The sequence below is a fragment of the Variovorax atrisoli 110B genome (assembly GCF_000382045.1).
Taxonomy (GTDB): Bacteria; Pseudomonadota; Gammaproteobacteria; order Burkholderiales; family Burkholderiaceae_C; genus Variovorax; species Variovorax atrisoli.
In genome coordinates, this window is sequence record NZ_KB907453.1 from 233,312 (window position 1) to 245,897 (window position 12,586).

Annotated in this window: 11 protein-coding genes; all 11 read right to left on the minus strand. The window is 69.4% G+C overall.

The features are described 5' to 3' along the window. Positions 1-24: 24 nt before the first annotated feature. A complete protein-coding gene (locus tag G369_RS35810; protein WP_019654816.1) occupies positions 25-1,068 on the minus strand; it encodes an ABC transporter substrate-binding protein in 1,044 nt (347 codons plus the stop codon). 17 nt (positions 1,069-1,085) lie between these two features. Continuing rightward, positions 1,086-1,310 carry a hypothetical protein gene (locus G369_RS0114970; RefSeq protein ID WP_026346389.1) on the minus strand — a complete coding sequence of 75 codons (225 nt, stop codon included), beginning with the start codon at positions 1,308-1,310 and terminating at the stop codon, positions 1,086-1,088. Between the two features lie 39 nt (positions 1,311-1,349). Further along, positions 1,350-1,739: a DUF4280 domain-containing protein gene (locus tag G369_RS0114975; RefSeq protein ID WP_019654818.1), complete on the minus strand. Its 390-nt coding sequence runs from the start codon at positions 1,737-1,739 to the stop codon at positions 1,350-1,352. A gap of 3 nt (positions 1,740-1,742) precedes the next feature. Continuing rightward, positions 1,743-2,471 carry a toxin-antitoxin system YwqK family antitoxin gene (locus tag G369_RS0114980; protein ID WP_019654819.1) on the minus strand — a complete coding sequence of 243 codons (729 nt, stop codon included), beginning with the start codon at positions 2,469-2,471 and terminating at the stop codon, positions 1,743-1,745. 8 nt (positions 2,472-2,479) lie between these two features. Beyond that, a complete protein-coding gene (locus tag G369_RS0114985; protein ID WP_019654820.1) occupies positions 2,480-4,426 on the minus strand; it encodes a type VI secretion system tip protein TssI/VgrG in 1,947 nt (648 codons plus the stop codon). A gap of 22 nt (positions 4,427-4,448) precedes the next feature. Then, a complete protein-coding gene (gene tssH / locus G369_RS0114990) occupies positions 4,449-7,187 on the minus strand; it encodes a type VI secretion system ATPase TssH (RefSeq protein WP_019654821.1) in 2,739 nt (912 codons plus the stop codon). A gap of 17 nt (positions 7,188-7,204) precedes the next feature. Further along, positions 7,205-8,245, minus strand: a complete 1,041-nt coding sequence (gene tssG, locus G369_RS0114995) for a type VI secretion system baseplate subunit TssG (protein ID WP_026346391.1) — start codon at positions 8,243-8,245, stop codon at positions 7,205-7,207. Continuing rightward, positions 8,209-9,993 carry a type VI secretion system baseplate subunit TssF gene (gene tssF, locus G369_RS0115000; protein ID WP_038114825.1) on the minus strand — a complete coding sequence of 595 codons (1,785 nt, stop codon included), beginning with the start codon at positions 9,991-9,993 and terminating at the stop codon, positions 8,209-8,211. Before tssF ends, tssG begins: the two co-directional genes overlap by 37 nt. A 10-nt stretch (positions 9,994-10,003) precedes the next feature. Further along, a complete protein-coding gene (gene tssE, locus G369_RS35815; protein WP_063827411.1) occupies positions 10,004-10,465 on the minus strand; it encodes a type VI secretion system baseplate subunit TssE in 462 nt (153 codons plus the stop codon). Between the two features lie 32 nt (positions 10,466-10,497). Beyond that, entirely contained in the window at positions 10,498-10,980 is a 483-nt protein-coding gene (locus G369_RS0115010; protein WP_019654825.1) for an Hcp family type VI secretion system effector, read from the minus strand. 61 nt (positions 10,981-11,041) lie between these two features. Next, complete coding sequence (gene tssC, locus G369_RS0115015) at positions 11,042-12,547, minus strand: type VI secretion system contractile sheath large subunit (RefSeq protein WP_020723079.1); 1,506 nt, start codon at positions 12,545-12,547, stop codon at positions 11,042-11,044. Positions 12,548-12,586 lie beyond the last annotated feature (39 nt).

Here is a 12,586-nt window from a genome sequence, read left to right on the forward strand (position 1 = left end):
GATGATTCGGGCGTGCGGTGCCGCTCAGCGGTCGAGTGCCTGCAGGACCTTCTGGATGTCCAGCTTCTCGGCGCGCTGCGCGAGGAACTGGTTGACGAAGGCCAGCAGCGTGGTGTCGGTCACGGCCACGCCGATGCCCAGCGTGTCCTCCAGGTCCTTCAGCGTCACGGTGCGCAGCACCAGCGATACGGTCGGGTCGGCCTTGAGCACGCGCTTGACCTCGAATTCGTCGCGGTAGGCGCTCACGATCTCGCCCTTGTGCACGGCCACCAGCACTTCGTTCCAGGTGGGGTACTCCTGCACCTTGGCGTGCGGGAAGTTGGTGCGCGCGTAGTCGGCGAACGACGACTTGGCGATAACGCCGATGCTGCCGTCGAAGTTGCGGATGACTTCGGGCAGCGGCCGCCCGCGCGCGAGCTGCGCGAACTTCACGCGGTTGAGGATCAGCGAGTGGTTCAGCGTGAGGTAAGCGTCGCTGAAGGCGATGGTCTGCGAGCGCGCCAGCGTGCGCGAGAGCTTGCTGATCGCCAGGTCGGCCTGGCCGCTGGCCAGCAGGTCGACCACCGCGTTGAAGGTGCCGGCCTCGCGGTTGAAGCGCAGCTTCACGCCCAGCTCCTTGGCCAGCGACTGGGCCAGGCCCACCTCCAGGCCGGTCCACTGGCCGCCGTCGTCGAAGAAGAAGAAGGGCGGCGTGTCGACCTTGAGCATGGCCACCACCAGCTCGCCGCGGTTCACGATGCGGGCGATGTCCGGCGCGAGCAGGCGGCCGTCTGCCACGCGCACCAGGCCGTTCACGAGCGCGGGGGGCGGCGTGGGGGCGGCGGGTTCGACTGCGAAGGCTGCTGCTGCCGGGGCAGGCGTTGCCGCTGGCGCTGCGGCCGCTGCAGTCGCGACGGTCGCGGCGGCAGCCCCGGCAGGTGCCGAGAGCGTGCCCTGCACCACCGGTCGTTCGCCCGCGGCGAGCGCGCTGGCGCCGGCGCAAAGGCCGGCGAGCGCCAGCAGGGTGGGAAGGGCGAGGCGGCGCAGCGCGTTGTGCATGCCCGTGAGGTGTGGTGCGTTGTTCGACATGCTTGGGGTCGGTTGGGTCATTGGGCTGGAGCCGCGGGAGCCGGGGCCGGCGCGGCGGAGGGGGATTGCGGCAGCGCCTGCTGCTGCGCCGGGGCAGCAGCGGCGGGCATCGGCACCGGCGCGGGCGCCAGCAGCTTGCCGATCTCGATGCCCATCAGGAACAGCAGGACGCACAGCAGCACCAGGCAGGCCGCCGTGATGGCGACCATGCGGGAACTCATCGTGAAGACGTATTGGGACATGGGTGTTCGGGCGTGCCGTTCTTGGGTTCGTCGTTCGTGTCAGGGGACCATGGAGGTGAACTGGCCCGGCGCGACCACCTGGATCACGCCGCCCCAGTTGCAGGCCAGCTTCGAGCTGTCCTGGAGCGCGGGCATGTCGCCCACCAGCACCGTGGGCGAGCCCGGCGCCCAGGGCGCGGCCGTCACCGGGATGCAGGGCATGGGCGTGAACGCACCGAGCGCGGCGGCGGTGGCCGCGGCCACCATCGGGTTCGACATGCTGTTGCAGGTGCCGAAGGGCAGGATGTTGACGATCGGCTTGTTGTCCATGATGTTGGCGCCCGGCGCGCCGCCGGCGAGCACGCCGCTCGCGGGCAGCACCACGAGGCTGGACGGCGCGGCGCCGAAACTGCACTGCAGCGTGGCTCCCATGCAGACGTGCATGCCCATGGCTCAGGCCCCCCTCACGAATTTTTCGAGGCTCTTCATGAAGCCCTGCGGCGCGGCGGCTTCCACGACTTCGCGGCCCGCTTGGTCGAAGCGGCGCGCGATGCCGTGCGGCTTGCCCTGTCGGTAGGCGACTTCTTCCATCAGCTGCCCGTTGGGCCAGTAGCGGCGCAGCGGACCGTGCAGCACGTTGGTCGCGTAGGTGGACGACTGCGCCACGCCACCGCCGGGCGCGTAGTCGACGACCTCGCCATCGAGCAGGCCGGCGCGGTAGCGCTCGCGCCGCAGCATGCGGCCCTCGTGGAAGTAGCTGGCCTCGCCTTCGAGCCTGCCGGCCGCATAGGGCAGGCGCGCGGTGACGTCGCCCGATTCGGCATACGACACCGCCTCGCCGTGCAGCACGCCGCGCACGTGCTGCTGCGTCTGCATCAGCTTGCCCGTGGGGTAGTAGGTGCGCGTGATGCCTTCGGCCATGCCGCCCAGGCGCTGCGTTTCCTGCAGCATCTGGCCGCGTTCGTCGAAGAGACGCATGGGCCCGTGCGGCAGGCCGGCCTGGTAGGACGCCTCGAACGCCGGCTTGCCCGGTGCCGAGAAGACCTGCATCGGCCCGTGCGGCAGGTCGCCCACGAAGGAGGCGCGCGCCATCGTCCGGCCGGCGTCGTCCAGCGTCTCGCGCACGACGGCGGCCGGCAGCGCGGCGATGTCCTTGGCGGGGAGGGAGGAAGGGATTGCCATGGCGCCGCTCAATTGATCTTCACCAGCCCGCCCTTGAGCGTGACCATGCCGCCGCCTTCGACCGAATTCATGCCCGAGGCCTTGCTGCTGATGGAAGGCGCCTCGTTCGAGAGCGTGGCGCCGCCCTTGGCCGACAGCGCCACGCCGGCCTCGGCCTTGAAGTTGAGGCCGGCGTTGGCGCCCAGGTCGGTGCCGGCCTTCAGGTCCAGCGTCTGCGCCGACTTGATCAGCAGCGTGCCCGACACGTCGATCACCAGGTTGCCCGTCACCTTGAGTTCGTAGTTGCCCGTGACCGTCTGCGTGAAGTCCGCCTTGTTGTCGTGCGTCTCGTTGCCGGTGACGTCGAGCGCGCGCGTGCCCTTCACCGAGTGGGTCTCGTTGCCGGTGTCTACCTTGATGGTGCGATTGCCCTTGGTGACGGTGTGCAGCTCGTTGCCGGCCGTCACGGTGGTGGTGAGGTCGTTCTCGATCTCCACGCGCATGTCCTTCTGCGCGTGCATGTAGAGCTCCTCGGAGCCCTTCTTGTCCTCGAAGCGCAATTCGTTGCCGGCCTCGCCGGCCTTGGTCGAGCGCGAGCGGATGGTGCTCTGCGACGACGACCCCGGCAGCGCGACCGGCGTGGCGTGCGTGCCGTTGTAGACGCTGCCCGAGACCAGAGGACGGTCCGGGTCGCCGTCGACATAGCTCACGACCACCTCCTGCCCGATGCGCGGCAGGAAGAGCGCTCCCCAGCCTTCGCCGGCCCACATCTGCGAGACGCGGATCCAGCAGGAGCTCTTCTCGTCCTTCTTGCCCAGGCGGTCCCACGGGAACTGCACCTTGATGCGTCCGTGCTGGTCGGTCCAGATCTCCTCGCCGGCAGGGCCCACCACGCGCGCCGTGTGGCTGCCTGCCACCACCGGCCGGGGCGTGATGCGAGGCGGACGGAAGGGCATGGCCGGCGGCAGGGTCTCGAAGCTGTTGCCGTAGTGCTCCAGGTCGGCGTGGTGCCGCACGCTGTGCACCATGTGCTGCGCGTTGAGGTCCGCGCGCGGATGCTCCTCCAGCGTGAAGGTGGTGCCCGGCGTGAGGTAGTGGCAGTGGCTGTCGCCGCGGCCCGACTGGCTGCGGCTGCGGTATTCGTCCAGGCGGATGCGTGCGCGCGGCTCGCCCGCCGAGATCGCCACGCGCGAGGGGTATTCGTAGTCGGTGCCGCGCCCGGCCTCGGCCTCCTGCTTCTTCAGCAGGCTGGTGTCGGGCGTGAGGAAGTCGTAGTCGTCGACCTCCTGGGCCTTGGTCACCAGCCGCGCGTCCGACTCGAAGCGCGTGACGGCGTGGGCGTGCGCGAAGCCTTCCTCGGTGCTGCGCACCACCAGCTTCGCGGCGTGGGGGCAGGGCTGGCATGCCGAGTTGCTGTCGGCCAGCACCAGCGTGTGCTCGCCATCGGCGAAGGTGAAGAAGTAGAAGATGCCTTCCTCTTCCATCAGCCGCGAGACGAAGTCGAAGGCCGTCTCGTCGTAGCGCACGCAGTACTCGCGCGCGGCGTAGCTGCCGGTGAGCTGGAGCTGGAAGTCCACGCCGAAGTCGCCGAGCACCTTCTGGACGATGTCGGGCGTGCTCATGTTCTGGTAGATCACGCGGTCGCGCCCCAGCGTGAGCAGCCACATGCGCGGCACCAGCTCCAGCGTGTAGGTCGCGAAGTCGCGGTTGCTGCCGAGGTAGGTGAAGCGCGAGACGATGCCGTTGAAGAAGCGGCTTTCCTTCTCGGGCCGCTGCAGCGCCACCGTGGCCGAGGTGCCGATCAGGTCGGCTGCCTTCAGCGTGCCGTCGTGCGAGCGCATGGTGAGCGAGCAGGCGAAGAGCTGCGACAGCCCCTCGGTGGCCTGGAAGGTGTCGAGCAGCAGCTCGTCGGGCCCGAGCGCGGTCTTCACCGTCAGGAAGGCGGCGTGCTGGGTGAAGCCTTCGCGCATGTTCATGGCTTGCTCATCCGATCCGGGCTCAGCTCAGCGTCGACGGCTCGAAGCCGAAGGCGAAGGCGCCGTCGGCGCCCACGCTCATGTGCACCCCGGTGAAGGCGGCCGCCATCGAGATGCGCTCCAGCACCTGGCGCGACAGCTCGGGCAGCACCGCGTGCGCCAGGATGTGGTCGATGTTGCGCGCGCCGCTGTCCACCTCGGTGCAGCGCGCGGTGATGGCGTCTTCCACCTGTGCGTCCCAGGTGAACCCGGCGTGGTGGTTCAGCGCGAAGCGCCGTGCCAGCTTGCCCAGCTTGAGGTTGACGATGGACCGGATCTGCCCGTCGCCCAGGTGGTGGTAGGGCACCAGCGCCAGCCGTCCCAGGAAGGCGGGGCTGAACTGCTTGAGCAGCTCGGGGCGCAGGCGCTCCACGAGCTCGTCGGGGTCGGGCCTGCGCCCGCCCTGCGAGGCCTGCGTGATCACGTCCTGCGCGGCGTTGGAGGTCAGCAGGATCAGCGTGTTCTTGAAGTCGATCAGCACGCCTTCGCCGTCTTCCATGGTGCCCTTGTCGAACACCTGGAAGAAGAGTTCCAGCACGTCGGGGTGCGCCTTCTCCATCTCGTCGAGCAGCACCACGCTGTAGGGGCGGCGCCGCACCGCCTCGGTGAGCACGCCGCCGCGCCCGTAGCCCACGTAGCCGGGCGGAGCGCCCTTGAGGCTGGAGACGGTGTGCGCCTCCTGGAACTCCGACATGTTCACGGTGATGACGTTGCGCTCGCCGCCGTACAGCAGGTCGGCCAGCGCGAAGGCCGTCTCGGTCTTGCCCACGCCGCTCGGGCCCACCAGCATGAACACGCCCACGGGCTTGCCGGGGTCGTCGAGGTCGGCGTGGAAGGTGCGGATGCGCCGCGAGATGGCGTCGAGCGCGTCGTCCTGGCCGACCACGCGCTCGGCGAGCTTCTCCTTCAGGTTGAGCACCGTGTGCAGCTCGTCGGTCATCATCTTGCCGACGGGGATGCCGGTCCAGCCGGAGATGACCTCGGCCACCATGGCGCCGTCCACGCACACCGGCACCATGGGCTCGTCGTTCTGCAGCGCCTCCAGGCCCTTCTCCAGACGGCGCAGCGCAGCGGTGAGCAGCGCTGGGTCGTTCTCCTCGTCGGCCGGCGGCGCGTCGCTGCGCAGGCCCTCGGCGATGCGGCGGCGCAGCGCGACGATCTCCATCACCGCGTGCTTCTCCTCGTCGACCTTGTCCGAGAGGCGCTTGTGCTTCTGGCGCAGCGCATCGAGCCGCGCCGAGAGCGCCGCGATGGCTTCCTGGCGGTCGCTACCCGTGGCCGCTTCGTGGCGCAGCACGCGCAGCTCGCTCTCGCCCGTGGCGATGTCGCGCGCCGTCGATTCGAGTTCGGCCGGCAGCCCGTTCTGCCCGATGGCCACGCGCGCGCAGGCGGTGTCGAGCACGCTGATGGCCTTGTCGGGCAGCTGGCGGCCGGTGATGTAGCGGTGCGAGAGCTTGACGGCCTCGCGCACCGCGTCATCGACGATCTCCACGCCGTGGTGCTTCTCCAGTGTCTCGACCATGCCTCGCAGCATGTCGATGGCGACCTCTTCGCTGGGTTCCTCCACCTTCACGACCTGGAAGCGCCGCGCGAGCGCCGGGTCGCGCTCCACGTATTTCTTGTACTCGGCCCAGGTGGTGGCGGCGATAGTGCGCAGCTCGCCGCGCGCGAGCGCCGGCTTGAGCAGGTTGGCCGCGTCGCCCTGGCCCTCGGCGCCGCCCGCGCCGATGAGCTGGTGCGCCTCGTCGATGAAGAGGATCACCGGCGTGGGCGAGGCCTTGACCTCGGCGATCACCGACTTGAGCCGGTTCTCGAACTCGCCCTTCACGCCGGCGCCGGCCTGCAGCAGCGCGAGGTCGAGCGAGCGCACCGACACCTGGCGCAGCGCGGGCGGCACGTCGCCCTGCACCACGCGCTGCGCGAAGCCTTCGACCACCGCCGTCTTGCCCACGCCGGCCTCGCCAGTGAGGATGGGGTTGTTCTGGCGGCGGCGCAGCAGCACGTCGATGATCTGGCGGATCTCGCCGTCGCGTCCGCGGATGGGGTCGATGGCACCGTCGCGCGCGAGCTGCGTCATGTCGACCGTGTACTGGTCGAGCGAGGGCGTGGCCGAGCTGCTGCGGCGCGCGGTGGGCATCTGCATCGCGCCGGCTTCGGGAGCGGGCTGCGGTGCGGTGGGCTGGCTCGCGGCAGGCGCGGAGGAGGCCGATGCGATCGGCGCGTCGGCCAGTGCCGCACCCGCCGCGTCTTCGGGCGACGACTGCAGCAGGCTCGCGAGTTCGTCGCGCAGCGAGCCGCGCGGGATCTGCAGCAGCGCGGGCGCGGCATCGACCAGCCGGCCGCGCAGGCGATCGACCTCGAGCAGCGCCAGCATCAGCGTGCCCGAGCGCACATGCTGCTGGCCCAGCAACATCGAGCTCATGAGCCAGGCTTCCTGGAAGAGCGGCGCGAAGTCGGGCGCGAGGCTTGGCGTGCGGCCGTTGCCGCGCTTGAAGGTGTCGAGCGACTTCTGCAGCTGCGCCTGCACCTTGTCGGGCCGGATGCCGAAGCGGCCGAACACCAGGCGCAGGTCGGGCGCCTCGTTGTCCACCAGCTTCATCAGCAGGTGTTCGATGTCGACGTTGTAGTGCGTCTGCTGCACGCACAGCTCGGCGGCCTGTTCCATTGCGCGCTTGCATTCCGGGTTGAGCCGGCCGAGCAGGGTGCGGATGTCGATGTCCATAGGAGAGCGTGTTCGGATCAGCCGTGCGGCGCGTCGCCGCCGTCGCTGGTCAGGGTGTGTTGAACGGGCGGCAGTGCGCCGCGGAAGGCCGGCCCGGCAACCCACGAGGTCCAGCCCAGGCGCATCGGGTTGGATGCGCCGAGCACGCTGCTGCGCGATTCGGAAGGTGCCAGCCGCAGCTCCATCTCGACCTTCAGGTCCTGCGGGATGAAGCGGCGCACCAGCCACCTGGCGAGCGCATGGTCGGCGCCCTTGGGAAGCAGGTCGCGCAGCCGTTGCTGGCTCAGGTTGCCGAAAACGAGGCGGATGCCCGCGCCCTGGTCCCACACGCGCTTGCCGAGCACCGCGCCGCCGCCCAGCGGCGTGCGAGTGTCCAGCCGCGCCGAGGCGTCGGGTTCGAGTGCCAGCCATCGGCCGCGGAACTGCGTGCCGTCCACCTGCACGCCGAGGCGGTCGCGCAGCAGCGCGAGCAGGGCCGTCATGCCGCGCGGCGAGCCGCCGAGCAGGCCGGCATGCCGCAGCCACTGGGCCGATCCGTCGGGCGCGCGCACGCCGGCGCGCAGCCCGAGCGCGCTGGCCGCGTCGAGCGTGGTGGCCAGCGTCGACCGCGCGGGCGACTGCGGGTTCAGCGCGATGTGGTGCTTGCGCCGGCTCCGGTAGAGGAAGGCCAGGAAGCGGTGGTTGAAGATGTCGAGGAAGTCCTGCGTGGCGTAGTCGCGTTGCTGACGCCGCTCCAGCAGCATCTCGGTGAAGGGCATCGGCAGCGGGCCGCCGCTGCCCGCCAGCGAGAGCGCGGGCGTGGTGAGCGTCCAGGGCTCGCCCGTGGCGGCCTCGGTACCGACATCGCGCACGTCGCTGGCCTCGAAGGCGAGCGAGACGAAGGCGTGCAGCCGCACGGCCTCACGCTCGCGCGGGCCCTGCGAGCGGCCCACGGGCACCGCCTGGGGCGCGGCGCGCTCCAGCAGGCTGATGGCCTGGAACAGGTTGAAGTCCTGCGGGCGGGCGGCGAGTTCCTCGACGATCACAGCACCACCTGCCGGCCCGTCATCGGGGCCCACTGCTTGCGGATCTCCTCGCCGCTGCGCACTGCGAGGCGGACGAAGGAGTTGACCGAGGTGTACATCGCGAAGAAGCGCGCGAGCACCGCCGACATCATCAGCGGCGAGCCGCCGACGAAGGCGTCGTCCTCGAATTCGAGCGTGACCTGCGTGCCGCGGCAATACCCGCGCCACGCCTCGGTGCCCACGTGCGCGGTGATGCCGCGCGCCGAGAGCCCGGCGATGCCGCGGATCTGCGCGTGGTCGCGGCGGCTGTCGGAGGCGAACAGCAGCAGCATCTCGCGCAGCTGTTCGCGGCCGGTGGAGCCGTCCACCAGCGACTGGTGGTTGAGCGTGAGCAGCGACACCAGCCGCCACAGCGTCTCGCTGCCCAGCGGCGGATCGCGCTGCGCGGTGGGCTCGTAGAGGCAGCGCACGTGCGTGGGCTGCGGCGGGCCCTCGGCCAGCAGGCGCGCGCCCACGGGCACCTGCTCGGCCAGCCGGCGGTTGGTGCACAGCAGGTGCGCGTAGACCACGGGCTGTGCGGGCCGTGTGTGGGCCTTGCCCTGGTCGACGAAGGACAGGAAGACGTCGGTGCCCGGAATGTTCTGGCGCAGGCAGGGCTCGCGGCGCGCGGACCAGAAGACCGCGCCTTCTTTCACGCCCGGCGCGCCGTCGACGTGGCCCAGCGCGGCGAAGCCGGGCACGTTCACCGGCTTGTCGGCGTCCGGGTCCGATGCGACCACCGAGACGATGGAATGCACCTCGGTGGTCGCGTCGCGCTGGCGGTCGGGCACCAGCATGTATTCGTAGTGGCGCTGGTCCATCGCCAGCGGCTCGCTCACGCGCGGGAACAGGTTGACGATGGGCGTGCAGCCGAGCTGGAAGTTGTCCGCGTCGATGTAGCGCAGCGCGCGCGTAGAGCGGTCGAGCTGAAACGCGATCTCGCAGCGGCGCCCGCTGCCCAGGCGTGAGCGCAGGTGGTGCAGGTCGAAGAAATGGAACTTGCGCGGGAACGCGAAGTACTCCTGCAGCAGGCCGTAAGCAGGCTGCGCGTTGGCGGGCTGGGGCAGCACTTCCTCGCCCTCGGCGAAACCGACCTCGCGCCATGCGTCCGCCGGCAGCGTCTGCGCCATGCCGCCTTCGGGGATGACGGCCACCGACTTCACGCCGGACACCAGCGCGTCGTACAGCGGCATGGTGGTCATCCAGTCGCCCTGCAGGTGGATGCGCAGGCTGTCGATCTCCAGCTCGGAGAAGTCGGTCTGGTCATCGCATTCGAGCGCGAGCCGCAGCACCGCGTCGCTGTCGATGGCGGCATGCGTGATCCGCAGCGGCCACAGCACGGTGTCCCAGGCGGTGCGGAAGCGGCAGTCCTGGGACGAAGCCCCCGGCGCGTGCGGCGATGTGCGCGCATGCAGCATGGTGTGGCGCGGCACGCGGAATCCTGCCGTGACCTTGCCCTGCGCCGGATCGAGCTCGAACTGCGCCACCGACATCGAGGGAAGCGGCTGCACGAGCGAAGGGCAGAGGTTGTCGAGCAGGGCGTAGGCGACGTCGGGAAACTCCTGGTCGAGGTCGCGGTGCACGCGCGCCGACAGGAAGGCCACCGACTCGATCAGCCGCTCTGTGTGGGGGTCGAGCGACTCGCCGCCGTGCAGCGAGAGGCGCGATGCGACCTTGGGATAGCGCTGGGCGAAGTCCGCCCCCTGTCCGCGCAGGTAGGACAGTTCGCGCTTGTAGTACTGCAGCAGGTCGCTGTGCTGGATGTCGGACACGTCAGGCGACTTTCATCAGGCTGTCCGGCGCGCCCAGCAGCATCTCGAAGTCCACGCGGCGCAGCGCGAGGCCGGCGCGCGCCTGCGCGCCGATGCGCACCAGCGCCACCTCGTGCCGGTTGGGTGCGGGGCTGACCTGCACGCTCACCTCCGACAGCCGCGGCTCGTAGCGCGCGACGGCCGTGCGCAGCAACGCGGCCAACCTCTGCAGGTCGGCCGCGTTCTGTGCGCTGAACACGGAAAAATCGGGAATGCCGTACTCCAGGACGGTGCCGCTGCCTTGCGCGTAGTCCTCCGCCGAAAGCGGCGAGCGCGTGTTGAAGAGCCGGCGCAACTCGCGGCCGATGGAGTCCTGCACGGATTCCATCGTCTCGAGATGCGCGGCACTCCGCACGTGCTCGGACTGCGCGGACGCCAACCGGTCGAACAGGGGGGCGACGCCCCCTTTGACGAGTTCGGACACGGTGATCGGCGCCGGAGGTCAGCGGCGCTCGATCAGGCCACCGCGACGTTCTTGGAGATGTCCCAGCCGAACGGTGCGACACCTTCCTGGCCGCCTTCTTCCTTCTGCTTCGTGTAGTCGACCTTGATGGCCGCGTAGTTCAGGGAGATGCTTTCGGAAGGCAGGTCGCCGCCGCTGGACACCGAGAAGCCGCTGAGGATCACGTCGGTCAGCGTCACCACCATCAGGGGCAGCAGGCCGCTCTTGTCCTCGCGCGGGAAGGTGATGACGGTGTCGCCCGCGAACACCTCCCCGCCGGCGAGCTTCTGCAGCAGCTGGGGCGTGGCCGAGTCGCTGGTGCGCGTCACGGTGATTTCCGAGAAGCTGGGCTTGCCCGCGGTGCGTTCCTGGTTGGAGGTGCCCGAGGTCACGGCAAGGCCGGCGCCGAACTGGAAGCTCTGCACTTCCATCTCGTCCTTGTGGCCTTCGATCTGGGTCTGGCCGGTCACGCCCGGCATCTTGAGGTAGATAGGCATTTTCGAAAGTTCTTTCTGTCGGTCGGTTCGTTGTCGACGTTGATTGACGGGATGTGGGCGATCAGGCCGCTGCCGCTGCCGGCAGGTCGGCCACCAGGCGGATCGAGGCCGAGAGCTCTTCCAGCTGGAAGTGCGGCTTCAGGAAGGCGATGGCGCGGTACGAGCCCGGCTTGCCCGGCACTTCGGTCACGTCGACGCGGGCCTGGCTCAGCGGGTACTTGGCCTTCATGGCCTGCGGCGCCGAGGGGCTGACCAGCACGTAGTTCGCGACCCAGTTGTTCAGGTGCTTCTGCATGTCGGCCTGCGTCTGGAAGCTGCCGATCTTGTCGCGCACGATCACCTTCAGGTAGTGGGCGAAGCGCGATGCGGCCAGGATGTAGGGCAGGCGAGCCGAGACGGCCGCGTTGGCGTTGGCCGCATCCTTGTCGTAGACCTTGGGCTTGTTCACGGTCTGCCCGCCGAAGAAGGTGGCGGTGTTCGAGCCCTTGGAGTTGACGATGGCGATGAAGCCCAGGTCGCTCAGCTCCTTCTCGCGGCGGTCGGTGATGGTCACTTCCGTCGGCGGCTTCAGCGCGATGTCGCCTTCGTCCGTCTTGTAGGCGTGGGCCACCAGGCCGTCGACCTTGCCGCCGCCTTCCACGCCGCGGATGGCCGTGGTCCAGCCGTACAGCGAGTGGGCCTGCGTGATGCGAAGGCCCAGCTGGTAGGCCGCGTTGGCCCACAGGTACTTGCCGTGGTCGGTGCCGTCGACGTCTTCCTCGTAGTTGAAGTTCTCCACGGGAATGGTCTTGGCGCCGTAGGGCAGGCGGGCGGCATAGCTGGGCAGCACCAGCGACACGTAGCGCGAATCTTCCGAGTCGCGGAAGCTGCGCCACGCGGTGAGCTCGGCGCTCTCGAAGGTCTTCGACAGGTCGCGCGGAATGCCCAGCTCGGTGAACGACTTGAAGTCGAACAGGGCCGGCGCGGCCGCGGCGATGAACGGCGCGTGCGCGGCGGCGGCCACGCGGGAGATGCGCTCCAGCAGGGCGATGTCCTGCGGGTGGCGGCCGAAGTAGTAGTCGCCGATCAGCAGCGAGTAGGGGTGGCCGCCGTAGGTGCCGTACTCCTCTTCGTAGATCTTCTTGAAGAGCACGCTGGTGTCGTGGTCGACGGCACCTTCCAGGTCCTTCAGCAGGTCCTTCTTGCTCACGTTGAGCAGGCGCAGCTTGAGGTTGCTGCCGGTCTCGGTGCCGAACACCATGTCGTGCAGGCCGCGCCACGAGGCTTCGAGGGCCTGGAACTCGGGGGCGTGCAGGATCGCGTTGAGCTGGTCGGTCAGCAGGCGGTCGATCTCGGCGACGCGCTCGTTGATCAGCGTGACCACGCCCTTGTCGGGGCTGGTCTTCATGCCTTCGTCGAGGATCTGCGAAGCCAGCTGGCCGATCAGCTTCTTCGCGTAGGCGCCCTGCGAGGGCTCCGTCGTCATGTTGCCTTCGTAGACGATCTTGTCGAGCAGGCTCATGTCACTGGTCGTGACGGTGGTTGCTGCTGCGCTGCCGGCTTCGGCGGCTTTGGATTTGTTGGCCATCTCTATCACCATTCATGAAGTGCCGGGCTGCGCAGCGAG